At 69.0% G+C, this 25,694-nt stretch carries 17 protein-coding genes and 1 pseudogene; 5 read left to right on the forward strand and 13 right to left on the reverse strand.

All coding sequences use genetic code 11. The annotated features are described in order from the left end of the window. Window positions 1-62: 62 nt before the first annotated feature. The 7 genes from OG867_RS02965 to OG867_RS02995 form a co-directional block, all read right to left on the reverse strand. Window positions 63-1,079, reverse strand: a complete 1,017-nt coding sequence (locus OG867_RS02965) for a TIGR03842 family LLM class F420-dependent oxidoreductase (RefSeq protein WP_328903457.1) — start codon at window positions 1,077-1,079, stop codon at window positions 63-65. Window positions 1,080-1,090: 11 nt separating this feature from the next. Next, window positions 1,091-2,491 (reverse strand): dihydropyrimidinase, encoded by a 1,401-nt coding sequence (gene hydA, locus OG867_RS02970; protein WP_406282387.1) that lies wholly within the window; start codon window positions 2,489-2,491, stop codon window positions 1,091-1,093. A gap of 73 nt (window positions 2,492-2,564) precedes the next feature. After that, the gene (locus OG867_RS02975; protein ID WP_406282390.1) at window positions 2,565-3,848 is read right to left on the reverse strand and encodes an aspartate aminotransferase family protein; all 1,284 of its coding nucleotides are present in this window, start codon (window positions 3,846-3,848) and stop codon (window positions 2,565-2,567) included. Continuing rightward, window positions 3,845-4,687, reverse strand: coding sequence for a nitrilase-related carbon-nitrogen hydrolase (locus OG867_RS02980; RefSeq protein WP_328903454.1), 843 nt, complete (start codon window positions 4,685-4,687; stop codon window positions 3,845-3,847). Before OG867_RS02980 ends, OG867_RS02975 begins: the two co-directional genes overlap by 4 nt. Before the next feature lie 171 nt (window positions 4,688-4,858). Next, window positions 4,859-6,124: a hypothetical protein gene (locus OG867_RS02985; protein ID WP_406282393.1), complete on the reverse strand. Its 1,266-nt coding sequence runs from the start codon at window positions 6,122-6,124 to the stop codon at window positions 4,859-4,861. 142 nt (window positions 6,125-6,266) lie between these two features. Next, window positions 6,267-6,647: a PPOX class F420-dependent oxidoreductase gene (locus OG867_RS02990; protein WP_328903452.1), complete on the reverse strand. Its 381-nt coding sequence runs from the start codon at window positions 6,645-6,647 to the stop codon at window positions 6,267-6,269. A gap of 47 nt (window positions 6,648-6,694) precedes the next feature. Beyond that, a complete protein-coding gene (locus OG867_RS02995; protein WP_328903451.1) occupies window positions 6,695-6,964 on the reverse strand; it encodes a helix-turn-helix transcriptional regulator in 270 nt (89 codons plus the stop codon). A gap of 55 nt (window positions 6,965-7,019) precedes the next feature. On the opposite strand from OG867_RS02995, the gene map reads away from it, so the two are divergent. Then, window positions 7,020-7,787, forward strand: a complete 768-nt coding sequence (gene map, locus OG867_RS03000) for a type I methionyl aminopeptidase (protein ID WP_406282398.1) — start codon at window positions 7,020-7,022, stop codon at window positions 7,785-7,787. Here map and OG867_RS03005 read toward each other — a convergent pair. Together OG867_RS03005 and ggt are read right to left on the reverse strand one after the other, a co-directional pair. Then, window positions 7,784-8,434 carry a glycoside hydrolase family 75 protein gene (locus OG867_RS03005; protein WP_406290726.1) on the reverse strand — a complete coding sequence of 217 codons (651 nt, stop codon included), beginning with the start codon at window positions 8,432-8,434 and terminating at the stop codon, window positions 7,784-7,786. The genes map and OG867_RS03005 overlap by 4 nt on opposite strands. Continuing rightward, window positions 8,431-10,248, reverse strand: coding sequence for a gamma-glutamyltransferase (gene ggt / locus OG867_RS03010; protein WP_406282401.1), 1,818 nt, complete (start codon window positions 10,246-10,248; stop codon window positions 8,431-8,433). Before ggt ends, OG867_RS03005 begins: the two co-directional genes overlap by 4 nt. 105 nt (window positions 10,249-10,353) lie before the next feature. Between ggt and OG867_RS03015 the strand changes: the two are divergent. Next, window positions 10,354-10,696: pseudogene (locus OG867_RS03015) on the forward strand (hypothetical protein); the annotation flags it as partial. Here OG867_RS03015 and OG867_RS03020 read toward each other — a convergent pair. Continuing rightward, window positions 10,586-12,565 carry a recombinase family protein gene (locus OG867_RS03020; protein ID WP_406282403.1) on the reverse strand — a complete coding sequence of 660 codons (1,980 nt, stop codon included), beginning with the start codon at window positions 12,563-12,565 and terminating at the stop codon, window positions 10,586-10,588. The pseudogene OG867_RS03015 and the gene OG867_RS03020 overlap by 111 nt on opposite strands. A gap of 1,305 nt (window positions 12,566-13,870) precedes the next feature. Here OG867_RS03020 and OG867_RS03025 point away from each other — a divergent pair. After that, on the forward strand, window positions 13,871-14,917 hold the full coding sequence (locus OG867_RS03025; RefSeq protein WP_406290728.1) for an ISAs1 family transposase: 1,047 nt from the start codon (window positions 13,871-13,873) through the stop codon (window positions 14,915-14,917). A gap of 20 nt (window positions 14,918-14,937) precedes the next feature. Here the strand turns inward: OG867_RS03025 and OG867_RS03030 are convergent, their stop codons facing one another. Next, window positions 14,938-19,560: an AAA family ATPase gene (locus OG867_RS03030; RefSeq protein ID WP_406282406.1), complete on the reverse strand. Its 4,623-nt coding sequence runs from the start codon at window positions 19,558-19,560 to the stop codon at window positions 14,938-14,940. Then, window positions 19,557-20,438, reverse strand: a complete 882-nt coding sequence (locus OG867_RS03035) for a hypothetical protein (RefSeq protein WP_406282409.1) — start codon at window positions 20,436-20,438, stop codon at window positions 19,557-19,559. The genes OG867_RS03030 and OG867_RS03035 overlap by 4 nt, the downstream gene beginning before the upstream one ends. A gap of 238 nt (window positions 20,439-20,676) precedes the next feature. Between OG867_RS03035 and OG867_RS03040 the strand changes: the two genes are divergently transcribed. Next, window positions 20,677-21,839 (forward strand): IS3 family transposase gene (locus tag OG867_RS03040; RefSeq protein ID WP_406282412.1). Its coding sequence is split into 2 segments (ribosomal slippage): window positions 20,677-20,961 and window positions 20,964-21,839, totalling 1,161 coding nucleotides; the frame shifts between segments, so codons are not numbered across the junction. A gap of 227 nt (window positions 21,840-22,066) precedes the next feature. Then, window positions 22,067-22,672 (forward strand): hypothetical protein, encoded by a 606-nt coding sequence (locus tag OG867_RS03045; protein ID WP_406282415.1) that lies wholly within the window; start codon window positions 22,067-22,069, stop codon window positions 22,670-22,672. Between the two features lie 1,125 nt (window positions 22,673-23,797). Here OG867_RS03045 and OG867_RS03050 read toward each other — a convergent pair. Beyond that, window positions 23,798-25,693 carry a UvrD-helicase domain-containing protein gene (locus tag OG867_RS03050; RefSeq protein ID WP_406282418.1) on the reverse strand — a complete coding sequence of 632 codons (1,896 nt, stop codon included), beginning with the start codon at window positions 25,691-25,693 and terminating at the stop codon, window positions 23,798-23,800. Window position 25,694 lies beyond the last annotated feature (1 nt).

Consider the following 25,694-nt stretch of genomic DNA (forward strand, 5'->3'; position numbering starts at 1 on the left):
GTGCGGGGCGGGGCGCGGGGGGTTTCGCGTACGACCGGGGGTTGCGTACGACCGTGGGGCGGTCAGTCGGTGAGGGCGGGGATGACGGTGGAGCCGTAGGCGTCGATGGTGGCTTCGCGGGCGTCGTGCATGTTGTACACCGCGAACTGGTCGACGCCCAGACCCTTGAGGTGTCTCAGCTTCTCGACATGGGCGGAGGCCGGACCGAGCAGGCAGAAGCGGTCCACGATGACGTCGGGGACGAACGCGGTGTCGGGGTTCCCGGCCCGCCCGTGGTGGCTGTAGTCGTAGCCCTGCCGGCCCTTGATGTACGCGGTCAGCTCGTCGGGGACGAGGCCCGAGTGCTCGCCGTACCGGGCGACGAGGTCGGCGACGTGGTTGCCGACCATCCCGCCGAACCAGCGGCACTGGTCCCGGGCGTGGGCCAGCGCCTCGGGCGAGTCGTCGTCGGTGACGTAGGCGGGGGCGGCGACGCAGATGGCGACGGAGTCCGGGTCGCGTCCGGCCCCGGCCGCCGCGTCCCGTACCGCTTTGATCATCCATTCGGTGAGATACGGGTCAGCGAGCTGGAGGATGAAGCCGTCGGCCTTCTGCCCGGCGAGCGCGAGGGCCTTGGGGCCGTAGGCGGCCATCCAGACGGGGAGCTTTCCGTCCTTGATCCAGGGGATGCGGATGGGGTTGCCGTCCACCTCGGCCTCGCGGCCCTCCGCCAGGTCGCGGATGACGTCGATGGCCTCGCCGAGCCGGGCCAGGGTGTTGGGCGCGCGCCCGGCGACGCGCATCGCGGAGTCGCCCCGGCCGATCCCGCACACGGTCCGGTTGCCGTACATGTCGTTGAGGGTGGCGAAGGTGGAGGCGGTCACCTCCCAGGTGCGGGTGCCCGGGTTGGTGACCATGGGGCCGACGGTGAGCCGGTCGGTGTGTTCCAGGATGCTGCTGTAGATGACGAACGGCTCCTGCCAGAGCACCGCAGAGTCGAAGGTCCAGCCGTAGCGGAACCCGTTGCGTTCGGCGCGGCGCATCAGGCTGATCACGGCCGATGCGGGCGGGTCCGTCTGGAGGACGAGTCCGAAGTCCATGCCCGTTGCTCCTAGTTCAGGTACTGACAGGTGGCGCGTGGGGTGTAGCTGCCGTGGCCGGCGCGGCCGGTGTACGTGCGGTGGTCGATGACGACCTCGCCGCGCGAGAGCACCGTCTCGACCTGCCCGGTGAGCTGCTTCCCCTCGTACGCCGAGTAGTCGACGTTCATGTGGTGGGTCTCGGCGGACACGGTCTGCCGGGCGGCCGGGTCGTAGACGACGATGTCCGCGTCCGCGCCGGGCGCGATCGTGCCCTTCTTCGGGTAGAGACCGAACATCCGGGCCGGGGACGCGCAGGCGATCTCGATCCAGCGGCGCCGCGAGATGTGGCCGTCCACCACGGCCTGGTGCAGCAGGTCCATGCGGTTCTCGACGCCCGGCATGCCGTTGGGGATCTTCGAGAAGTCTCCCCGGCCCATGTCCTTCTGCCCGGAGAAGCAGAAGGGGCAGTGGTCGGTGGAGACGACCTGGAGCTCGTTGTTGCGCAGCCCGCGCCACAGGACCTCCTGGTGCTCCCGGGGCCGCAGCGGAGTGGAGCAGACGTACTTGGCGCCCTCGAAGTCCGGTTCGGCGAGGTTGTCGGTGGAGAGGAAGAGGTACTGCGGGCAGGTCTCGCCGAACACGGGCTGCCCCTTGTGGCGGGCGGCGGCGATCTCGGCGACGGCCTCGTCGGCGGAGACGTGCACGACGTACAGCGGCGATCCGGCGACGCGGGCCAGCTGGATGGCGCGGTGCGTGGCCTCCGCCTCCAGCGCCACCTTGCGTACGTCTCCGTGGTAGCGCGGGTCGGTGCGGCCGGCGGCGAGGGCCTGCTCCACCAGGACGTCGATGGCGATGCCGTTCTCCGCGTGCATCATGATCAGGCCGCCGTTGGACTCGGCCCGCTGCATGGCGCGCAGGATCTGCCCGTCGTCGCTGTAGAAGACACCGGGGTAGGCCATGAACAGCTTGAAGGACGTGATGCCCTCACCGACCAGGAGGTCCATTTCCTTGAGCGAGGACTCGTTCACGTCCGCGAGGATCATGTGGAAGGCGTAGTCGATGGCGCAGTTGCCGTCCGCCTTGGCGTACCAGGCGTCCAGGCCCTCGCGCAGGGAGCGGCCGACGGACTGGATGGCGAAGTCCACGATGGTGGTGGTGCCGCCCCAGGCCGCGGCGCGGGTGCCGGTCTCGAAGGTGTCGGCCGCGTAGGTGCCGCCGAACGGCATCTCCATGTGGGTATGCGCGTCGACACCGCCCGGGATGACGTACTTTCCGGTCGCGTCGATGGTCCGGGCGGCGGTCCAGCCGGCCGCCTCGTCGCTGTCGTGGGCGGCGAGCGCGGCGATCCGGCCGCCGTCGACGAGGACGTCCGCGTGCATCTCGTCCGACGCGGTGACGACCAGGCCGCCGCGGATGACGGTACGGCTCATGGGTACCCCTCCTCGTTGTACGGGTGGAACGCGGGTGCGGGGTCCGGCCCCGCACCCGCGCGGGTGCCGGCGCTCAGCCCACGGTGCTCAGCGCGTCGGCGAGGATGTCCGCGCCCTCTTCCGCCTCGGCGATCGCGAGCGAGAGCGGCGGGGCGATGCGCAGCACGCTGGTGTTGTGGCCGCCGCCCTTGCCGATGAGCAGGCCGCCCTCGCGCGCCGCCTCCAGGACGGCCGTGGCCGCTTCCGGGTCGGCCTCGTCGGTGCCGGGCTTCACGAGTTCGATCCCGATCATCAGGCCCCGGCCGCGCACCTCGCGGACCCGCTCCGAGGTGGCACCGATGGCGCGCAGCCGCTCGATGAGCAGGCCGCCGACGCGGCGGGCGTTGCCCTGGAGGTCGTGTTCCAGGAGGTACGAGAGGTTGGCGAGGCCGGCCGCCATGGTGACCGGGGAACCGCCGAACGTCGAGATGGAGTTGGCGTCCAGGCAGTTCATGACCTCGGCGCGGGCGACCACGCCTCCGATGGACATCCCGTTGCCGATGCCCTTGGCGAAGGTGAGGATGTCCGGCGGCCCGTTCCGGGCATGGGCCTGCCAGCCCCAGAAGTGTTCGCCGGAGCGCCCCCACCCCGTCTGCACCTCGTCGGAGATCCACAGCACGCCGTGCCGGTTCAGCACCTCGCGGAACGCGCCGTACAGCCCGTCGGGCGGTGAGGTGAAGCCGCCGACGCCCTGGATGGGTTCGGCGATCAGGGCAGCCGGGGTGCGGGTGTGGCCGAGCAGGTCCTCCAGGTCCGCGACGCAGGCGGCGGTGAACTCCTCGTCGCTCAGGTGCGCGTAGGGGCCCCGGGTGCGGACGCCGCCGTGCACGTACAGGGTCTGGAGCGGCGAGAGGCTGGTGGGCGACCAGGCGTTGTTGCCGGTGATGGAGACCGCGGAGAAGGACCGGCCATGGTAGCTGTTGCGCATCGCCAGGATCTGGTTCGACCTGCGGTACGTGGTGGCCAGGAGCAGGGCGGTGTCGTTGGCCTCGGTGCCGGAGGTGGTGAAGAAGACCCGGGCGTCGGGGATGCCGGAGAGCGAGGCGATGCGCTCGGCCAGCTCGATCATCGGGCGGTTGAGGTAGAGCGTCGAGGAGTGGATGATCCGGCCGGCCTGCTCACTGACGGCCTTGCTGACCTCGGGCAGGGCATGGGCCGTCATGGTGGTGAGGATGCCGCCGAAGAAGTCGAGGTAGCGGTTGCCGTCGGCGTCCCAGACGTGGCGGCCCTCGCCGTGCGTGATCTCCAGCGGGTGGCGGTAGTAGAGGGCCAGCCAGTCGGGGCTGACGGCGAGGTGGCGGTGGTGGAGGCTGCTCACGGCTCGACCAGCCCCTCGTACGCGTCGGGGCGGCGGTCCCGGTAGAACGCCCACTGCTGCCGGACCTCTTCGATGAGCCCGAAGTCCAGGTCGCGGACGAGGAGTTCCTCCTCCTTGTCGCTCGCGACGTCGCCGACGAACTGGCCGCGCGGGTCCACGAAGTAGCTGGTGCCGTAGAAGTCGTTGTCGCCGTACTCCTCCTGGCCGACGCGGTTGATCGCGGCGATGAAGTACTCGTTGGCGACGGCGGACGCGGGCTGTTCCAGCTGCCACAGGTGGGCGGAGAGGCCGCGCGAGGTGGCGGACGGGTTGTAGACCAACTGGGCTCCGTTGAGGCCCAGTTGACGCCATCCCTCGGGGAAGTGCCGGTCGTAGCAGATATAGACGCCGACCTTGCCGACGGCGGTGTCGAAGACCGGCCAGCCCACGTTGCCGGGTTTGAAGTAGTACTTCTCCCAGAAGCCCTTGACCTGCGGGATGTGGTGCTTGCGGTACTTGCCGAGGTAGGAGCCGTCGGCGTCGATCACGGCGGCGGTGTTGTAGTAGAAGCCGGACTGCTCCAGCTCGAAGACCGGGACGACGATCACCATGCCGGTCTCGCGGGCCAGGTCCCGCATGCGCCGTACGGTCGGGCCGTCCGGCACCGCCTCGGCCCAGCGGTAGTGCTCGGGCTCCTGCACCTGGCAGAAGTAGGGGGCGTTGAACACCTCCTGGAAGCCGATGATCTTCGCCCCCTGCCGGGCGGCCTCGCGAGCATGCTCCTCGTGCTTGGCGATCATGGATTCGGTGTCGCCGGTCCAGGTCGCCTGGACGAGTGCGGCGCGTACGACGTGGGACATGAGCTGCTCCTTCGACGCGGCGTCAGAGAGCCTTTTCGTGCTTCTTCTACGCCCGTAGACACGTGCGTACGGGAGAACGTAAGCCCCGTCACACCGCGGGGCAAGACCATCGCCGTGAACCGGCTGAGTCGATCATGTTTCACACCCGTGCGGGCCAGTACCCCGCGCGCCTCAGCTCAGTCCCGCCACGCGCAGGGCATGCTCGACGCCGCGCTCGCGCGCCTCGGACACCGTCCGGGCGGCGGCGAGCAGTTGCGGTACGAGCCGGGGCGGGTCGATCGAAGCGATCATGGCCGCTTCCTGCGGCGAGCGGACCCGGACGAAGGCGCCGAGCAGCGTCTGGGCCAGCGGACCCCGGCCCGCCCGGTCGAGGGCGGTCGCGGCCTCGGCGATCTCGGCGGCCGGACGTGCGACGCCCTGCCGCAGCAGCTGCCCGCAGTCCTCGGCACGCCCCGCCGCCGCCAGGGCGTCCACGGCGGCCGCGAGCCCGTCCGGGGGGAGCGAGGCGACCTCCCAGAGCAGGGTGGCCCAGTCCGCGCCGAGCCCGGCCCGGTGCAGCTCGACGGCGAGGAGCGGCAGCCGGTGCCCGGGGAGGGCCGCCGCCTCGCAGAGCACGGCGTGCGCCTCGCCGCTGCGGCCCTCGGCGCGCAACCGGAGCAGCGCGCCCACGACCGCCTGCGCGGACCGGAGCGCGGCCGGGTCCGGCGAGGCCGTGGGCCGCTCGGTGCTCGCGGCGGGCGCTCCACCGAAGCGGGCGCCGCGCGGTGAGGCGGCCGGCACGGCGGGCAGCACGGGCGCCTTGTCCGCGCCGCCGTCCTCGGCCTCCAGACCCGCGAACCGGGCCCCGGTCGCCTTCCGCCTCCGGGCGGGTGCGGTTTCGTGGGGCGCGGGCGCGGGCTCCGGCTCGGGGGCAGCGGGCCTCGCGGGGGCCGCCGCTCCGGCTGCGAACCGGTCCGGGGTACGGGAGACGGCCGTCAGGCGGCTGCGGAGTTCGACGCAGCGGGCCGAGGCGCGGACGTGGTCGTCGCGGGCCCAGGCGAGTGCCGTCTCGTCCCCGTCGCCACGCTCACGGGCCGCCCGCAGCCGCTCGGCGGCGTATTCCTGCTCGCGCAGCAGGAGGCCGAGCCGTTCCACCAGGCGGGCGCGGCCGCCCGGGCGGCGGTCGAGGCTGAGGGCGCAGTCCGCGTGGAGCCGGGCGGCACGTGCCGACGCCTGTCCCGCGTACGCACTCCCCCGCGCCTCCGCCAGGTCCGCGAACAGCGCCTCCATCACGTCCCAGGGCGGCAGCTCGGCCCCGTCCAGGCAGGCGTCCATCCCCATCGGGTCGCGGCGGCGGAAGACCCCGTACCACCCCCGCCCGGGATCGAGCAGCGCCACCAGCTCACGCAGATGGGTCGCGAAGTCCCTTACCGATACCACCTCTTGATGCACCGTCACCGTCGCCTTCGGCCGCCGTCGCCCGGAACCCTCCGGTCCGGGGCATTCGACCGCAGGTGTGTTACGGGACGGCTACACGCGCTTTGCGGGTGCGAGGCGAGGGGGCGGGACTCTCGAAACACGCCCGAAGCCGGTGCGGGGCTCAGAGGGTGATGGCGATCCCGGTGTGCGGGCGCTTGCCCAGGCGGACGATCATCGCCGGGTAGTCGAGCAGCCAGTACTTCCAGGTGTACTTGCGGCCTATGGCGCGGCGCACGGCCACCGTCTCCCGCTCGTCGAGCAGCCGGGCGGTGCCCTCGGCGCTCGGGGCGCCCTCCTCGGTCCGGCCGCGAACGTCGCAGACGGTGACCCGGACCCGGGTGTCGTTGCGCAGGCGCTTGACCTTCCAGGAGTCCGTCTTGGTCCAGACGAGCAGCTTGCCGCCTTCGGCCACCGCCCAGACGGGGGTGGCGACGGGCGTGCCGTCCTTGCGGTACGTGGTCAGGCTGACGTACTCGCTGCGCGCGAAGTCCTGGAGGCTCATGGCCCCCAGACTATGCGCGCGGCGCAAGCGGGGCGCGAGCCACCGGGCTATCCGGCGAGCGGTACCGCCGCCGGTGCCGGGGCGCAGCGCAGCAGGAGTTCGTCCATGGAGAGGCCGAGCGCGCCGGAGAGGGCGGCGACGGTGAAGAACGCGGGGGTGGGGGCGCGGCCGGTCTCGATCTTCCGCAGGGTCTCGGCGGAGATTCCGGCGTGGGCGGCGATCTCGGTCATGGAGCGGGCGCCTCGCGCCTCGCGCAGCAGCAGGCCGAGCCGTTCGCCGCGCAGGCGCTCTTCGGGGGTCAGGGGGGTACGGACCATGCCGTCATTCTAATACCGCTCGGACCGGTATAGTAATTGCGGTATTGTAATTGGCATGGTGCAACTCAAGACGGACACATCCATCGAAGCCATGCGTACGACCGGCCGCGTCGTCGCCCGCATGCTCACCGCCGCCCGGGAGGCCGCCGAGGTCGGCGTCTCGCTGCGCGAACTGGACGAGGTGGCGCGCGGGGTGCTGCGCGAGGCGGGCGCGGGCTCGCCGTTCCTGGGCTACCGGCCCCACTTCGCCCCGGTCCCCTTCCCCGCGGTCATCTGCGCGTCGGTCAACGACGCGATCGTGCACGGCATCCCGACGGACTACCGGCTGCGCGACGGCGACCTGGTCAGCATCGACGCGGGTGCCACGCTGGACGGCTGGGCCGGTGACTCGGCGATCAGCTTCACCGTGGGCCGCGCCCGCCCCGCCGACACCCGGCTCATCGACACCGCGTACAAGGCCCTGGAAGCGGGCATCGCGGCGGCCACCGTGGGCAACCGGATCGGTGACATCGCGCACGCCATCGGCACCGTCTGCCGCACCGCCGGCTACGGCATCCCCGAGGGGTTCGGCGGGCACGGCGTGGGCCGCGAGATGCACGAGGACCCGGGGGTGCCCAACGAGGGCCGTCCGGGGCGCGGGATGCCGCTGCGGCACGGCATGGTGCTGGCCATCGAGCCGATGCTCATCGGGGGCGGCGTGGACACGTACCGCGCGGACCGCGACGGCTGGACCCTGCGCACGACGGACGGCAGCCGGGCCGCGCACGCCGAGCACACGGTGGCGATCACGGACGACGGCCCGCGCATCCTGACCGCGCTCTAGTCCCCGCGTACGAACTCCTCCGCGAGCGCCCGTCCCGTACGCACGGCGGCTTCGTGGTCCTCGATCGGTGACACCCGGGAGTCCTTGAACAGGATGTACGTGACCCCGGAGGGTGCGCCGCCGCTGCCCGGGTCCGGGTCGATGCCGAGCGATTTCGCCGTGGCGTACGAGGCTTCGCCGATGATGCGCTCCGGGCCGACGTCGCCCACGACCGCGTACTCCACCTTCTCGCCGTGCACGACGGCGACGACCCCGCCGCCCTTGACGCCGGACTTCGCGTAGTCCCAGACGCCGGAGGGCGCGGGCACGACCACGTACGGCAGCTTCTCCGCGTTCAGCGGCCGGCCGTCCGAGGCGTGGAAGGCGGTGTCGCCGTGGAAGGCGGGGTCGGTGGCCGGGTCGCAGGCGGCGGTGACCTGTCCGTCGCAGTCGATGTCCAGGTCGGCCTTCCAGAACACGGCCCCCTTCGCACCGCACTTCACCGAAGTCGCCTCGTCCTTCCGGTACTTACCGTTCGACAGCTGCTCGCAGGCCGACGCCTTGGCCAGCAGGTCAGCCGCCCCGACGGCGCCCTCCCGGTCACGGGCCGGCCCGGGTCTGGGAGGAGATGGTCGTGCCGTGCCCCCCTTGTCCGGTGTGCGGGTCAGCGCCCCCCGCTGGGCCTCACCACCATCGCCGAGCCGCCGCCGCGCCGCTCCTTCTCGGCCGCGGCGAGCCACCGCCCGTCGGGCAGCCGCTGTACGCCGGTCGCCGCGCCGATCTCCGGGTTGAGCTTGAAGACGTGGCCGAGGGATTCCAGCTTCGCCCGCAACGGGCTGTTCCAGAGCGCCGGTTCCAGTTCGGTGGCCGGTGCGTTGCGCTGGCTGGCCCGAGGCGCGGCGATGGCGTCGACCAGCGGGAGCCCCCGGTCCAGCTTGCCGGTCAGCGTCTGGAGCACGGTGGTGATGATGGTCGCGCCGCCGGGCGAGCCGAGGGCGAGGACCGGCTCGCCGTGCCGGAGCACGATGGTCGGCGAGATCGAGGAGCGCGGGCGCTTGCCCGGACCGGGCAGGTTCGGGTCGTGGACGGCGGGGTCGGCCGGTGCGAAGGAGAAGTCGGTCAGCTCGTTGTTGAGCAGGAAGCCGCGCCCCGGCACGGTGATCCCGCTGCCGCCGGTCTGCTCGATGGTCAGCGTGTACGCGACGACGTTGCCCCACTTGTCGGCGGTCGTCAGGTGCGTGGTGTTCTCACCCTCGTACGTGGTCGGCGCGGCCTTCCCCGTGGACCGGCAGGCGCCGGGGTGGCGCGGGTCGCCCGGGGCGAGCGGGCTCGTCAGCACCGCGTCGTCCTTGATCAGGCACTCCCGCGCGTCCGCGAACCGCTGGCTGAGCAGCTGCTTCGTCGGCACGTCCTCGAAGGCGGGGTCGCCGACCCAGCGCCCCCGGTCGGCGAACGCGATGCGGCTCGCCTCGATGGAGCGGTGCAGGTACTGGGCCTCGCTCGCCCGCGAGAGGTCCGTGGACTCCAGGATGTTGAGGGCCTCGCCCACCGTCGTACCGCCGGACGAGGACGGCGCCATGCCGTACACGTCGAGCCCCCGGTAGTTCACCTTCGTCGGCGCTTGGCGCAGCGCGCGGTAGGAGCGCAGGTCCTTCGCGGTCAGGTCGCCGGGGCGCACCACCCGGTCGGAGGCCGGGTCGACGGGCGGGTTGCGTACGGTTCGTACGACGTCCTCGGCGAGCTCGCCCCGGTAGAGCTCGTCCACGCCTTTGCGGCCGACCTCCTCGTAGGTGCGTGCCAGATCCGGGTTCCTGAGGACCGAGCCGACCTCGGGGAGCTTTCCGCCGGGCAGGAACAGCTTGCGGGTGGCCGGGAAGTCCCGGAACCGCTCCTCGTTGCCGGCCGTCTGCGAGCGGAACGTCTCGTCCACGACGAAGCCGTCCCGGGCGATCCGCTCGGCGGGCTTCAGAACCTGCCGGAGCGACGTGCTGCCCCAGGTGTCCAGGGCGGTGTCCCAGGTGGCGGGCGTGCCGGGGGTCCCGATGCTCAGCCCGCTGGTCACGGCGTCCGCGAAGTCGAGCGGCTTGCCGTTCTCCAGGAAGAGGGAGGAGTCGGCGCTGCGCGGGGCGGTCTCGCGGCCGTCGATGGTGCGGACGGTGTGGCTGCGGGCGTCGTAGTAGACGAAGTAGCCACCGCCGCCGAGCCCCGCGGAGTACGGCTCGGTGACGCCGAGCGCGGCGGCCGTGGCCACGGCGGCGTCGACCGCGTTGCCGCCGTTGCGCAGCACCTCGATACCGGCGGCCGTGGCGTCCGCGTCGACACTGGAGACCGCTCCGCCGTATCCCACCGCGACGGGTGACTTGGGCGGTGGCGCGGGGGAATGTCCGGGATGGGCGGACGAGGAGGGGGCGGCGGCCCCGACCGACACGACGGCGGCCAGGATCGCCGCCAACGACACATTTCGCCTGATGGAACGTCGCACGCGCAACCTCCGGTGAAGGATCGTCCGCGCAGGGTAACGCCGCCCCGGCCGCCCCGTCAGGACCGCCTCGGACGTGAGGCCGAATGCCCGCTAACATGCCCGCCCATGACTGACGACGTACGCAACATCGTGCTGGGCGTGATAGCCGCCGGCATCAGCGCCGCCCTCGGCTGGCTCGCGCGCACCCATCTGTGGCGCCGCAAGCTCCGCCGCAAGCAGGCGTTCTTCGGGCTGCCGGGGAACTCCGAGTGCCTGCTCGTCGTCAACCGCGACGCGGGCGGCGACGGCTCGGTCCATCGCCACGACGTCTTCGCCCTGCTCGAACTGTCGGCCCTGATCAAGGACTGCGAGGCGCACGCCCAGATCCTGTCCCACGACATCGCGCAGCAGGGCATCGGCGAGCGGACCGAGTTCTGCGTCGGCGGCCCGGTGTCGAACCGTCGCGTTCCACGTCACCCTCAAAGCACTCAATGGCCAGTGGCTTCAAGCTCGCCCGGATCTCGACCGGGTCCGGTTGCCACGCTGGTTGAGACTCCATCCCCTTCAGTGAAGTCATAGCCTCGGCCCAAACGCCAGCCTGCAACCAACGGTGAGCTTGAGTCTGCAGGGTCGCCGGCTTGACGCCATACCGCGGCGCCACATCCTGGAACCGTTCACCCGAAACAGCTTTGTCCAGCAGAGCGGCGACGATCGTGCGCCGATCGACGACGGATCGGCTACCACCCATGAGTGGCTCAATCCGCGCCCACGCCTGGTCACACAGAACAGGAACCTCCTGCCCCTCCTGCAGGAACCAATCTCGTATCGCGCATGCAACGCCCTTGCGTCGCGGGGCGCACCTGACCACCTGGGCCCGTAGGCCCACACTGCGAAAAAGCTCGGCCTTCTCTTCTTGGTCGATGTCCTTGAGGTTCCTCCGCGCCGTTGCGGCTAGGCGCTCCAGCCCTTGAACGCGCTGACCAGCTTCAGTCGCCTCGCTCTGCCAAGCCTTCGCCTCCTGGCGCTGCTTTTCCAGACCAGCCAGGATCTCTTCGTGCGGCTTCGTGGCCCTATCCGCTGCTTGCTCCGCCTCCTCCCTGCTCAGACCTCGACGCAGGGCTCGCTTGGCCGCTGTTGCAGCGGCGACTTCTATCAGGTCTTCTGCCTCGGCAATCTGTTCACTTAGTTCGGATATGCGCTTGTTGTAGTCCACCCGCTCGCGCCCGGTCGCGTCCAGCCATTCTTGAGCCATGGCCTTCATGCGGTCGGCGTCGCCAAGGAGGGCCGCGACCGCATTCCACATCTGCCCCTCAACGCTGGTCGCTTCCAGGTACGGGCATGTACAGCGGTCGTTGGCTCCAGCGTAGGAATCACGCCGCCCCTTACAGCGGTAAATGATTTCGGTGGGGCGACACTGGTGTCCTTCATACGTGCGACCACACGGGCTAGCCATGATACCGGTCAAGGTATAGACACGAGAATCCCTTTTAACCTTCACTCGGCGATGACTCATCGCAGCACGCAAGTCATTGATTTCGCCACCGGTAAAGATGGGTGGAATTTCTATGACGACAGTCTCGCCGTATATAGGATTTCCGTCCGGGTCTCGCTGCGCAGATCTTCCTCGCCATATAACGCGATTCTCCATCGCCGCACCACCGAGCAAACGACATCTGATGTTTTTTGCCGTCCAGTACCTACCCGAACGCGTTTTACGCTGCTCCGTGTTGAGGATTAGAGCGGTTTCCTCCCAGCTCAACTTTTCGAGGAATATTTCTCGTGCCCTACGGAGCGTCAGCGCCTCTGTTTCGCAAATGACATAGCGCGAAATACCCTTCCGTCCCCGTTCGGCGATCTCCCACCCGAAGGGAACCGCCCCGCCGGGATACAGCCCTTCTTCGGCCTTCTCCTGGATACCACCCTGAGTGCGATCACGAATCAACTCGCGTTCCTCTTCAGCGTAGTCAGCGTCCTTCCGCATCTGACTACGACCAGCCGAAGTCGAGTTGTCATAGTCCCGCTTGACCACGGCCACGTACACACCAAGGTCTTCGAGCTCCCAGACCCATTTCCAGAAGGCACGGCCTGTGCGACCGATACCTCGCCCCTCGTTCACCACGACCATGTCGAACGGGCGCGGCACCATGCGCGCGGTGTCCATGAGGCGTTTCAGGTCTGGGCGGCGGTCGGCCTCCAAGCTGCCGCTGAAGCCTTCATCGGCGTACGTGCCGACGTGCACCCATCCCTTCTTCTCGATGTAGCGTGCAGTCCGCTTGCCGGTATACGAGATGCCGTAGCCCTCAGTTTGCTCCTCCGTGGAGACCCGCAGGTAGTCCACGGCGCGCAGCGTTGCCGCCCTACCTCCGCGCGCCACACCGCTGGCACGCGTTCGGGAAGTTCCCATATCAACCTCCTTTGACCGGGTGGGCCCCAGGGTTTTGCCATGCAGCCGAAGTCACCCAAGTACCGGTAACCCTAAGGCGCAGGGGTGTCAATGCGGGGCCGAAACAGTATCTGCAGTATTCTGCTGTAGGCGATAGCGTCAAGCTCCTCGTCTCGAAAGCTCAGGTCAATCCGCGGAGCGGGGTCGCCCGTGAAGTGCCCCCTCAACCATTCGTTGGCCACCTCGACCGGTGCGGCTTTCGTGTTGTTCTGCATGCGCCTTTCCCCTTGCTCCCGTCTGACGACCCCGGCCGCGCAGGCTGGGCCGCCACTGGGCAGTACCTTGCGTCCGGGTTCTGCACCCCTGTCGAGTAACCCTGGATATCCCTATGCCGCCAGCATCACGGACTCGCGAAGCAGCGGCGCCGGGCCTGCCAACCGTCATTAGATGCGGATTTGTCCGCATGCTTCACGGAGTCGGATCACCAGGATTGATCGGGCGCGAACTCCCTCAACAATCAACACAATCGCCGGTTTGGGAAACCGGCGATCATCAGGTATCTTGGCTCGCTATTCGAGAGAGGTGTGTCGCGGCTCTGCAGAGTTGGGCGCCTCGGACGGACGGCGCCGGCCACCGTGTCCAGGGCCGCCAACGTCACGGGCATCCCGTATCGCGCGATGACGATGCTCACGGAAAGCGGCGAGGCAGATTTCGCTGCCTCGTTGCAGAACTTGCGCCGGGCGCATCTGCGGTACAACTCGTCTCCGCACCCAGGTGGGGCGAGGAGCTGCTGCGGCAGGTTCTGCGGTGGCGCCCTCCCAGGGCCCGCTGGCGCGCGCCCAGCGCAATCAAGAACTGGTCGATGCACGGCCCGGTCCAGACGCAGGGGAACGACCAGCACGCCTCCTGGCGCGCTCCGGCCGCAGAAACCGACTCGGGCCGACTTCCAGGGGCATTGCGCGATTGGGATTGGTCCGGTTCGCCGGTCTCGTCAGTGACGTGGCGTCAAGTCCGTTGTGTGGCAAGGGACCCCGGAGAGCAGAGCAGGCACGGTGCTGGTGATCATGTGGTTGTCGAGACCCATGAGAACCGAGCGAGACCGTGCCTGCCCGAACATCATCGCCCATCCCTTCCGCGCTGGAGCAACTGGGCTCCCCGACTGATCCCCTCACCTCAAGCGATGTCGCTGACCTGCGGCGTTTCCTGATTCTGGTCGCCGATCCCCGCGATGCGCGAGGGCTGCGGTATCCGGCCCTCGCGTTGCTGTGCGCGGCCGTCTCGGCGGTGCTGACCGGGGCCCGGTCGCTCATCGCGATCAGCGAGTGGATCACGGATGCCCCGCAGCATGTGCTGGGTGTCCTCGGCTTCGCTGCCGATCCGCTTACCGGTCTGCGGCCGGTGCCGCACGCCGCAACCGTGCGCCGCCTGCTGCAGCGTGTGGACGGTGACGCGCTGGATGCGGCGATCAGCGCGTATCTGCAGGCCAGAACGCCGCCCCCGGTCGAGCCGGACGCGGAGGAGGGGCCGGTGCGACGGGTGATCGCGGTCGACGGCAAGGTGGTCCGCGGATCGCGAACCCAGACGGCCGCCGCGATCCAGCTGCTGGCGGCGATGGACCACCACGGCGTTGTCCTGGCCCAGCGGCAGGTCGCTTCCAAGAGCAACGAAATCCCCTCCTTCGCACCGTTGCTGGACGGACTCGAGCTGGCGAACACGGTGGTGACCGCCGACGCCCTGCACACCCAGCACGACAACGGGGCCTATCTGACCCGTCGCGGCGCGCACTACGTGGCCGTCGTGAAGAAGAACCATCCGGGCCTGTATGCCCAGGTCAGAACGCTGCCCTGGCGGGACATCCCGCTCGGGCACCGCACGCGCGACCACGCCCACCACCGCGACGAGGTCCGCCGGCTCAAGGCCGCCGCATTCAGCCACCTCGACTACCCCGGCGCCCACCAGGCCATCCAAGTCGTGCGCTGGCGACGCGACATAAGCGCCGGGAAGCTGACCATCGAGCGCGTCTACCTGATCACCAGCCTGACCGTCTTCGACGCCACCTGCACCGAGCTCGCCACCTGGATCAGAGGCCACTGGGGTATCGAGAACCTCCTGCACCACGTCCGGGACCGCACGTTCCGCGAGGACGACTCCAAGGTCCGCACCGGCACCCTGCCCCGCGCCATGGCCTCCCTGCGCAACCTCGCCATCAGCGTCTTCCGCCAGGACGGCCAGACCAACATCGCCGCCGCCCTCCGCCACACCGGCCGCGACTACCACCGGCCCCTACGAGCCCTCGGCCTCACGTGACGAACCCAGACAGATCTCGATCATGCAATGACCCTGCGCCGGACAGTGAGGGCTGCCAGGCCCGCTGGTCCGCCAAAGGCGATCGCCGGGTCGGTGGTGTCCGGCATGCTGCCGTCGGGCAGGGTGCAGAGGGAGGTGAGGGGCGTGCCGGTGACCACCCGCATGAGCTCTTCCCCGGTCCACGGGTCCCAGAGGCGCACGGTGGTGTCGCTCAAGCCAGCAGTGGCGAGGAGCGGCTGCGGCGAGGTGAGGGTGGGTGGTAGAAGGCCGATGGCGGAGACCGGGCCGTGGTGCCCCACGAGTACGGGATACGCCTCTGTCCGAGGAGCGTCCGGGGACCAGAGCCGGACGCAGCCGTCGCTGCCGCCGGTGACCAGCAGTGAACTGCCGTCCTCCGCAGGGCAGACTGCGAGCGAACGGACGGGGCCCGTGCGGCCGGGCAGGCGCAGGTGCGGCGGCGCACCGACGTGGCTGAACCTCACGGTACGGCCACTAGAGAGGGCCACGAGCGGGCCCGTCTCGCTCGGCAGAGCCGCGAGGGCGCGCACGGCCACGTCCTCGCGGACGGGCTCCCAGCGTTGCTCGCCGCTGGCGAGGTCATGGAAGCAGATGCTTCCCGCGCTCGTGCCGCTGACCAGGACGACGTCGTCGGCACCGGGGAGGGAGAGCGTGGCGAGAGAGCGCACGCTCGCCGCCTGCCAGCTCTGGTCCACCAGAGGGGACTGCCAGCCGCGCTGCTCGTCCCAGCGGCCGATCACGCCATTCTTTAGGCCGATGACGACGGACGCCGACCCGTCCGGCCAGACGTGGGTGGCCAGGGCGGTCAACGTGTCGCAGTGCCATTCGGCGGGCCATGTCAACTGCTGGGGACGCCGCTGCGTACGCCGCAGTTGACCCCTCGCCGCCGATCGGATGCTGACGGCACCTGAGCGGGCGGGCGTCAGCAGGCTGGGGCCGTCGTGCGATCCGGGGAACACGGCTAGGAGGGAGCCGTCTACCGACGCCTCCAGATCGAGTTCCGGCTCCGACGTGCGCCCGGCGGGGTTCCAGCTCCGGACCGTCCGGTCCAACGATGCGGAGACCACGAAGGGCATCCGCTGTCCCGTATCGACCGCGACCACGGCCTTGACCCTTCCCGTGTGGTCGGGCGGGGATGTGTACACCTCTTCCCCCGTGGCCGGATCCCAGAGGCTCACGGGCCCCCCTTCAGTGCCGCCGAGTGCCAGCAGTGTTCCGAAATCCGGATGGGGGTAGGGCCCGAGGGAGGCCGCCGACCGCGGGATGCGCGCTGCCTTGTTCTCATTGCCTGTGAGCGCGTCGTAGGTGCGCACGCTGCGCGTCGTGCTCGAAGCCGCGGCGAGCCGGGGACGGCCCTGCTGGTCGAAGTACAGGGCGAGCGCGACCACTCCTCTGCCCTGCCCGTGCACCACGGTGACGACGTCGAGCGATTCGGCGTCGAAGACCTCGAACGTGCTGTTCCTGCCGCCCGCGGCGAGCAGCGTCCTGCCCGAGGGGAGCTGCAACGTCGCCAACGCCTTGACTGAGGGGCCCATCACACCGTCGAGGGGCCCGAGGGGCAGGACCGGTGTCTCCTCGTCGAAGGGATCACACATGATCAGTCCCGCGTCGGTTCCGACGGCCAGCCGGACCCGTCCGGTCCTGGTCCTGAAGGCGGCGAGGGCGAACACGGCTCCTGTCACCGGGAGCCGGGCCGCATCGCCGCTCTGCGGGTCGTAGATCCAGACGCCGTGGGCGGTGCCCACCGCGAGCAAAGGGCTCTCAGCGGAGGCGGTCAGCACGGCCAGGGCGCGTACGTACGGGGCCGGCCGGAAGGGCAGGCCGAACTCCGTTCCCGTGCGCGGGTCCCACACACGCACCTCACCACCCTGGTCGCCCGCCGCGACGAGCGGGCTGCCGTCCGGAAGGGTGAAGGACACCAGCGAGGCGAGAGGGCTCGACATACGTGCCAAGAGGTTGTCGGGCACCCGCAGTTGGCTCCACTGCGGTGTGATGCCGGAGCGGTAGAGGGGTAGGGGCCGTGTCGCGACCATGTTCCCGGCGGCACCACGCCCGACAGCCGTGCCCAGGAGGGACAGACGGAGGCTGTCGGCCCGGGCCGCCGCTCCTGCATCGCCCAGAAACGCTTCGATACGGGCCCACGCGGCGAGGCACGCGGCACCGGTGTGGAAGTCGGCGGGGAGTCCGAGGGCTGCCCGGACCGTGCCGCTCGTCTCCCATGGCAGGAAACGCCAGGGGACGTGCAGGTCGTCGACCAACCCGGCGGCGGCGGCGTGCGCGATGAGGTGGCGTCGTAGGTACGGGTGTGGGGGCTGGTCCGGTGCCGGAGGGAGCAACTCTCCGAAAGCCCATACGAGTTGCGCGTGCGTGGCAGTGATCGAGATCTCGGGGAAACGCTCAGCCGGGTCCGTGTCCGGGAGACCGAGTAGGAACTGCGGTGAGTACCGGAGGGTTTCGCTGATCCGTTCGTGGATCGGCCGGTACACGGTCCGCTCGTCCTCGACCGCAGTGGTCAGGTAGCCATTGAGACGACTGGCCATCACTTGGCGAATGACCGCGTCCGGGTCGGCCACGGGGGTCAGGCACAGCGCCCGCACCGCGGCGGGCCAGATGTCGGCCCAGGGCAGTCCCGCCCCCTGCCCGAAGGCAGACGTCCGCAACACGGTCATCAGGTGTTCCACCGGGGTGTCGTGCCAGCGGGCCACTTCACCGAGATCCTCGCGAAGGAGCGCCTCGGTCCCCTCGCGTAGAGTCCGGCGCCACTGAGGGTCGTCGGGGTTCGGCAGGACATGCATCGAGCGAAGTCGCTCGGCGGCGATCCGGGCGTCCAGGAAGGACGGGGACACCTCTTCGGCGACCGCTGCGGCCAGCGAGCGGTGCTGGTACCGGAGCTGGAGCTGGGCGGCATCCAGCCCCAGAAGCCATGGCCGCCCTTCCTCGGCGCCGCCTTGGCCTTCGTACGGGGCCTGGAGCAGCGCGCGGACGTACGCGGCGATGTCGCCCATGGTTGCCTCGACGTCGTCCGTGCGAATCAGGTTCCCGGAGTGAGTGGCCCGGATGAGAAGCCCGAGCAGGTCGGTGGAAAGGGCTATGGGGGTTGAGCTGGAGGGGCGCAACGCTGCGCTCTCGGCGACCGTCGCGTACTTCCTGGGGCTGCGGACGCCCAGAAGCACCCGGACCGCGGGACGTCCGTCCGTTTCCATGCGCAGTTGGGTGAGGGGGCGGAGCAGGTCGGTGATGACGCGCGTCGGGTTTCTGGCCTCGTCGATGCCGTCGACTACGAGGGTCAGGGGCCGCCCCCGCAGCAGGGCGAGCTCCCCTACGAGCTTGCACAGGGCCACCACTGGCCCCTCGTCCAAGGGCTTCGCCGGCCCGCTGGATGCCATCCGGGTGCGTGCCATACGCGCCGTGCCGAAGACGCTCGGGGAGCCGCCGAGCGCCTCGTGCAAGGTCTGGGCGAGTTCGTCCGGATCGAAGTTGCGAGCGAGGACGGCCGCGTCCACCGATCCCACCGGGACGTCGAGTTCCTCGGGGATGTCGGCGATGAGCGGGCCATAGTGCGGGTCCGCGCGGAAACGGGCGTCACTGAGGGTCACCATGCGCGCCAGGAGGGCGGACTTCCCCGAGCCGGCCTCGCCAGTGACGATCAGTACGTTCTCGCTGCCGACCAGGAACGCGAGCACCCGCCTGACCAGCTCGGTGCGCCCAGTGAAGTACCAGCCGGGGGCGCCGGCTCCCGGCTGACCGGCGGCGCGTGAGATCCAGTACGTGTCCAGCTCGGTCCGCGTCCACCCGACCTGGCTGAGGGAGGCACCGAGTACGGGTTCGACGGCCGTGTAGCCGGGGTTCGGAAGGCAAGGGCTCGGCTGTTGGTGCGCCCTCTGGACTGCGGCGGACGGGGTCGGCCAGATCTCGTGGACGTCGGCCATGGTCTTCGCGTCGAACACCGCGCCGACGATGCCCTTCCAGTCCTGCCAGCTGAGGTGGGACCCGGCGTAGCCGTTGGCCCGGTCCGCGCAGTGCTCGTGGGCGGCCCGGAGCAGGTTGGTGAACTGACCGAGCCGGGGTCTGCTCTCGTCATTCCCGGCCGCGAGTACGACGAGCGAGCCGAGCGAGCGGCGCCCCTCTCGGAGCGCCTTCAGGTTGGCCTTGAGCTCGGTTTCGAGCCGGCCGGAGAAACAGGAGTCGACCATCACCAAAACGTGCGTGGCCCGGGAGTCCAGCACGGTCGCGATCAGTTCGGCGGTCGGGAAGGCAGTGCTGAGCGGCCGGTCCTCGTAGGAGTCAGACAAGCGCAGGAAATGCTGCGGGGAGTTGGCGGGGGCCAATCCGTGGCCGGTGACGTAAACGACGAGGGCTTCGTCGTCGTCTACCTCGGCGAGTTCCTCGTCCAGGAGGAACTCGCGCAGGTCCCTCAGATCACGGAGTTGCTTGGGCCGGGCGGGGGCGAAGCGACGCGTGTCGTCAAGGCTGGGATCGGCCCACCAACCCTCCACGACGGTCATCTGCGCCGAGATACCCGTGCTGAACTGCTGTTGCTGTGCCGGCGTCCCGTCGTCGTACTCCGTGACGGCTATGACGAGCAGGCGACGGGCGTACGTGCCGGTGACCGGGTCACGCGTCATGGCCGCCCGCCCGCCACTGCGCGGGCCACCGGCTCGCTGCGGAGGTAGCGCACGGCGCTGTGGGGGTCGCCCATGCCGTTGCGGACCGCGGCATCGACCAGTCCCAACGCCACCCGGCGCAGCCCCGCGCCGCCGGTTACCACGTCATCCGGGTCGTAGACGTTGATCCACCGGACGTGCTCGGGCAGACGCAGGTGGTCGCCGTCCTCGATCTTCATGAGTCGCCGCACCGAGGGGATACCCAGTGGGGAACCACAGGTGATGAGGGTGTGGGCGGCGGGCGCGGGGACGTCTCCGGGTGTCCGAGCCGCGGCGTCCTTGTCACGAAACAAGTCGTAGGCGATGACGCTGCCGAGTGAATGGCCTATGACCACGGAGGTGGTCGGGGTGACGTGGTCCCGGACGAGAGCGCGGACCTTGACGGCCAGGTTCGGCTCTGTCAGATAGGAGCGGACTTCCCGCATCCGCTGGACGAAGAACCGCCCGCCGCCACCGGGGAAGCGGTGGTCATAAGCCATCAGCAGTCGAGTGATCCGGGGCGACCAGAGCTTCGGCGGGCCCAATACGGCCAGCGGCTGTTCCTCGGCGTAGGCCATATCCTGCGGCCCGACGACGTCACCAAGGGCCTCCGCTACGAACCGTTCCTCCGCCGATGTCATCGATGCGTCGTAGAGGTCATTCTGCGGCCCCAATCGGTCCATGCCCTTAGCGAGCAGGGAAGTCCAGTGCGGCATGCGGAGCATGAGCGGGCGGTTGGGCCGTTCCGTGAACTCCTTGATGCCGCGCCCGAGCGCCCTCCCCCAGTCCCGGGTCAACTGCTCCCCCGAGGTTCTGGACTGCCCGATCCCGTGCACGCCGACGATCTCCACTGCCCGCATTCGTTCCCCACCCCGTCTAGCCCGTTCCGTGCCGGCATCCGTCGACCGTTACCGGTGACCATCGCCTTCTGCACGCTGTCCGGGTCTCCGGGTCATCATGATTGTGCTCTATCCGGACAGGACTTGTCGCTCGATCGTCCGGACTACCCAAAGCCCCCTTGCCTAGACTGGGTCTGCCGCACGAACGGGTGACATCTGAACTGGCTTGCCGTGTAGGGCAGGTGGGAAGGATGTTGCTGTGCCCAAGCCTTATCCCCAGGAGTTCCGCGAGGACGTCGTGCGGGTCGCGAGGAACCGCGGCCCGGGCGTCACTGTCGAGCAGGTGGCCGCCGACTTCGGCGTCCACGCGATGACGTTGTGGAAGTGGATGCGCCGCGCCGACATCGACGACGGCACGAAGCCCGGGGCGACCAGTCAGGAGAGCACGGAACTGCGGGAAGCCCGCCGGAGAATCAAGCTGCTGGAGCAGGAGAACGAGGTCCTGCGGCGGGCGGCGGCCTATCTGTCGCAGGCGAACCTCCCGGGAAAAGGATCTACCCGCTCGTGAAAGAGCTGGCCGCAGGCGGAGTGCCCGTCACGGTCGCGTGCCGGGTGCTGAAGCTCGCCAGACAGCCCTACTATCGCTGGCTCGACGACCCGGTGACCCCAGCCGAGCTCGCCGAGGCGCATCGCGCACACGCGCTGTTCTCCGCCCACCGCGACGACCCGGAGTTCGGCTACCGCTTCCTGGCCGACGAGGCCCGCGACGCCGGCACCGACATGGCCGACCGCACCGCGTGGCGGATCTGCAGGAACAACCAATGGTGGAGCGTGTTCGGCAAGAAACGCGGCCGGACAAAGAAGGCGGGCCCGCCCGTCCACGACGACCTGGTCAACCGGGCCTTCACCGCGACCGGCCCGAACCAGCTCTGGCTCACCGACATCACCGAACACCCCACCGGCGAGGGCAAGCTCTATCTCTGCGCGGTCAAGGACGTCTTCAGCAACCGGATCGTGGGCTACTCCATCGACGCACGGATGAAGTCCCGGCTGGCCGTGACCGCCCTGGACAACGCAGTCGCCCGGCGCCAGGACGTCGCCGGATGCATCCTGCACAGCGACAGAGGATCGCAATTTCGATCAAGGAAACTCGTACAAGCGCTCAGCCGCCACCAGATGGCCGGCTCGATAGGAAGAGTCGGAGCGGCAGGCGACAACGCGGCCATGGAGTCCTTCTTCAGCCTGCTGCAAAAGAACGTCCTCGACCGCCGCACCTGGACCACCCGCGAAGAACTCCGCATCGCCATCGTGACCTGGATCGAGCGGACCTACCACCGACGCCGCAGACAAGCCGCCCTCGGCCGGCTCACACCCGTCGAATACGAAACCGTCATGACCACACAGGCCCTCCAGGCCGCGTGACTGAACCTGTCACCCAACGCTGCATCAGACCCCTGGGTGCTGAAGTTCCGCACGACTAACCTGTCCGAGGTTACTTGCAGTGCCAAATCGGCTGCAGCAGCAGGAGATCCGCAGCACGTGGACTTCGATCGTTCTCCTGCTGTATCAACCCCGCAAGCGGTACGTTTTACGCGCCCGACGCACATCACCGGGCATATCTCGCCCTACGCGGAGGTGGATCACAGATCATGAGACTCGTGGACGGTCTCACTCTGGAGCGCGGCACCTCTCTGCAGGAGAAGCCGGGAAAGACTTGCACTGGGGTCCCAGCGAAGGGCTCGGCCGTTGAGTGGGAACTACGTCTTCCTGGCCGCCCGTTGTTAACAGTGCACGACACCCGCTGGGACAACGGCGAACGAGATCTCGTGCTCTACCAGCCCACGGTCGTCCCCGAGATCCCCGCGGCGCTATCTAACCTGCACAACCGGCTGCGCGTCGGCATCGCTCGCGCGCCGGGAAACACAACCGCCCTACGCATCATGGCCTTCCCAGCCTGGGTGGACGGAGAACGCCCTAGGATCAAGAAGTCCCTTACCACGGCCCAACTGGCAGCCAGGTACGGTCTCCAGCAGTTGCGTGACCTGACCGCGCGTCCGGGCGTTGCTCTGCACTCGGCGGGCGGCCGTGTCGACGTTCCAGGGTGCGACATGGATGATCCGCAGGACGAAATGCGCATCCAGCACGCCTTGTCCTTCCCAGCCGAGGACGATGAGACACCCGTAATCGCCTTCACCCACCTACGCGTGGTGCCCGTTCTCCGCATTGTCGGCTGGCTGTGCATGGTCGCCGTTTAACACACGGCGCAGGCAGGCGCTTACGCCGCGCCTGCGCAGCGACCATGAGACACACAGCGTCTGACATTGAGGGGTTACCCGTGAGTGATCACCGACCGAGCCAGCGCGTCAGTCTGGAGGAAGCTATCCGCGCGCTTCGCGGCCTATGGGACACCCAGCGCGGGCTTACCGCACTGCGCGACGCCGGTCATGGGCCAGAGGAAAAGCACACGCGCCAGATCCTCCGCGATCTCGCGAGCAGCAGCCTACTCGTCAAGGTGCAGGACCGGCCGGTCCTATACCGCACAGAGCCGATGAACGAGTGAGGCAGGCCCTCACGCGGCACGGGGTCCGAAGGGCATGAGGTTGGGTGCACCGGACCGTACCGCCCAGTTCAGAGAACACACCCAGATCCGTGTCATGCTTGTACTCGACCACGACGGGTGCCCCGTTCGCGTCGAGCCCCAGCGAATCGATACGGCTGGCGGGAACAGGGCCCGTGCCGTATTCGGATGCCAGGAATGACCCCCAACAACGCCTCCATGTCTGTCTCGACAAGGCGCTGCACGTCCGCTGCGGCCGTGGCAAGCCGGAGCGCGATCTCGCCCACGCCCCTGCCCATGGGGCAGCAGGCACATTTCCAGCCTCTTGTGCCTCGGAGCGTACTCAACCGCCGATGCAGGCAAGCGCGGCAAGAGAAACGGGTTCTGGGTCCGTACAGCAGAAAGCCGCCCTTCCGACCGGGCTGTCAAACCGGTTTGAAGGGCGGCTTTCCGCTACTTACGGGGCGTTAGCTGAAGAGCGGGGCGTGCGTCAGTCGTGCGTCAAAGGTGCCTCAGGTGTGCGTCAAGATATCGCCCGCAACGCACGTAAGGCCCATAATGCACACTCGGCAAACTTGCAGCTCAGCGGCCCTTTTCGGCGGTTCAAGGATCGCGACGCACTCAACATGGTGAGTCATCGGAAAGACGCTGCATTCCATCGGCGAGGTTCGAAGGTGAGCCCTGCAGCGAGCACCTGGGACGAACGCCAGCCCCGGTACGGGAGGCTGTTCCAGCCGTTGAGATGCCTGCATCCGGGCAAGGGCTGCGTACCGTACACGTAGCTGCCTTCTACCATTCCCTGCATGTCGGGACCCTGGCGGATTCAGCGTGATGGGGAAATATCGCGGATCAGCCAGCCTCTGCCCTGCAGCGCCGCCGCGTGGGGCGCCGCGTGCTCTTTCAAGGTCGCGAAGGCGAGAAGGTGCGTGGGACGGGTGGCGGCCACGAACACCAGTTGCATGGCCTGCTTCACGGTCTCCGAAGCCCGTCCGAGTTCACCTTGACCTGCGAGAAAGGCCAGCGCCTGCCCGACATCGTATTTCTGTCCGGTGCGCCCGAGGCAGTCCAGGATGAGCGTTGCGGTATGTGTTTCTCCCTTGGCTCTCTGGATGGTGCCCGCCATGCTCGGCCCCAGTCGGGTGCTCGGTGCGGCAGGGCGAGCCGCAGGTCCAAGGGGCGCCGACGTATCACGGAGGTCCCACGCAACGGCGCCCGCCAGATCTCGAATCGCAACGGTCAGCCGAGCACAGAGCGATTCCCAGGTCCCAGCTTCCTCTACCGGTCCCGTGAGGAAGTCAAGCAGGATCGCCCTGGTCCGCCCGCCGACAGTGGCCGGAGACCGGTCCAACCTGATCAGAGGGGGCAGCGGTGTTGCCTGATTCGGCAGGTAGGGACGGGCCATCGCACGGATGCCGTCCCACAGGTCTGTCGCTGCCTCACGGCTTGTTCCCGGTGCCCAGCGAGTGCGTGCGGCCAACACCAGGTCGGCCAGGGAAGCATGCGTCCCGGACGTCTTCTCGGCGGCGTCGAACTCCGGGACGTAGCAGGCAATGCTCTGCGGGAACCGCTGCGCCGCTCCGGGCCTCTTCCTAGCCCCCAAAACCCTGGGCGGGCTGATGGACAGCAGGTCCTCGGGGACCGTCTCCGCCGCGAGGCGCTCGAAGGCCGGCACGACCTCCGGGACGGACTGCTCGTCGAAGAGGAGCAGTGCCACCGTGCCGTCCAGACCCGCCCCGATGATCTTCTGCCTGCGGTGGACGGTGAGCTCGCTGGCGAGCTCCGCTATGCGGCCGCCGAATCGACGGCTCACTGGCAGTTCAGTAGCCATCGGTGACGGGAACGCGGCCGCACCGATGTCGTCCTTCAGGCGACCGGAGAAGATGCGTTGGTTCACGTCGCCCACCCGCTGCACCACTGTGCCCCCGGATCCGAAAACCTTGTCGAGCAGGCGCAGCTGGAGTGTGTCGGTGTCCTGCATCTCGTCCAGGAGTACGAACGGGAAGCGCGACGAGATGGCTCGGGCGAGGTGGGGCGCGCGGATCAAGTGCCGTTCGGCGATGGCGTACATGTCCTGGAACCGAAATATCCCCGCCCACGCCAAACGGCGCTTGAGCGCTGCGAACTCCCCGCCGCTCTTGGAATCGGTCCTGAACGGCAGACTGCGGTAGGAGACCACGTTCAGTTCGCCGCCGTCGCAGACGAACTGGGCATCTGACAAGAGGCGCTCACCGTCCTGCTGGTGCTTCAGCGTGGACCGGAGGTTGGCGTAGTCCCAGCCCTTCATGAGCGTGCGTTGGGCCGCCGCTGCGTAGGCCGCGTCGTCCACTACGACGATCCGCCCGCCCTGGCCTCTGATCGCGGGGCCGGCGAGGAAGGTGTGTGTGAAGGACTGAATGGTGCCGATGAAGTGCGGGTAGCCGAGGAACCTGCGGCCGGCCGTGGCAGTGGTGATCCGTTGCTTGATCTCGTCCTTGGCCGTATTGGTGTGGGAAAGGACGCAGACCCCCTGAGTGGCAGACGTCCAGCCCTTAGCGAGAAGCGCCAGTTTAAGGCCGACCAGGCTCGTCTTGCCGGAGCCCGGCGCTGCCTGCAGGTCCATGGTGTGGAGGCTCTGGAGGAAGTCCCACTGCTCCTGGTGCGGGAGGGTGAGCCCCATCTCGGCCGCGACCGTCTCGGCCTTGTCCTTCGACAGCGTGTCCGGCGTAAGAGGCAGTTCCATG

The organism is Streptomyces sp. NBC_00209 (assembly GCF_045206345.1).
Classification (GTDB): domain Bacteria; phylum Actinomycetota; class Actinomycetes; order Streptomycetales; family Streptomycetaceae; genus Streptomyces.

Excerpts from the sequence above, each read along its gene's own strand:
- OG867_RS02965 (WP_328903457.1), bottom strand. The coding sequence starts at position 1,079 with ATGGACTTCGGACTCGTCCTCCAGACGGACCCGCCCGCATCGGCCGTG.
- hydA (WP_406282387.1), bottom strand. The coding sequence starts at position 2,491 with ATGAGCCGTACCGTCATCCGCGGCGGCCTGGTCGTCACCGCGTCGGAC.
- OG867_RS02980 (WP_328903454.1), bottom strand. The coding sequence starts at position 4,687 with ATGTCCCACGTCGTACGCGCCGCACTCGTCCAGGCGACCTGGACCGGC.
- OG867_RS02990 (WP_328903452.1), bottom strand. The coding sequence starts at position 6,647 with ATGAGCCTCCAGGACTTCGCGCGCAGCGAGTACGTCAGCCTGACCACG.
- OG867_RS02995 (WP_328903451.1), bottom strand. The coding sequence starts at position 6,964 with ATGGTCCGTACCCCCCTGACCCCCGAAGAGCGCCTGCGCGGCGAACGG.
- map (WP_406282398.1), top strand. The coding sequence starts at position 7,020 with ATGGTGCAACTCAAGACGGACACATCCATCGAAGCCATGCGTACGACC.
- OG867_RS03030 (WP_406282406.1), bottom strand. The coding sequence starts at position 19,560 with ATGACGCGTGACCCGGTCACCGGCACGTACGCCCGTCGCCTGCTCGTC.
- OG867_RS03035 (WP_406282409.1), bottom strand. The coding sequence starts at position 20,438 with ATGCGGGCAGTGGAGATCGTCGGCGTGCACGGGATCGGGCAGTCCAGA.
- OG867_RS03045 (WP_406282415.1), top strand. The coding sequence starts at position 22,067 with ATGAGACTCGTGGACGGTCTCACTCTGGAGCGCGGCACCTCTCTGCAG.
- OG867_RS03050 (WP_406282418.1), bottom strand. The coding sequence starts at position 25,693 with ATGGAACTGCCTCTTACGCCGGACACGCTGTCGAAGGACAAGGCCGAG.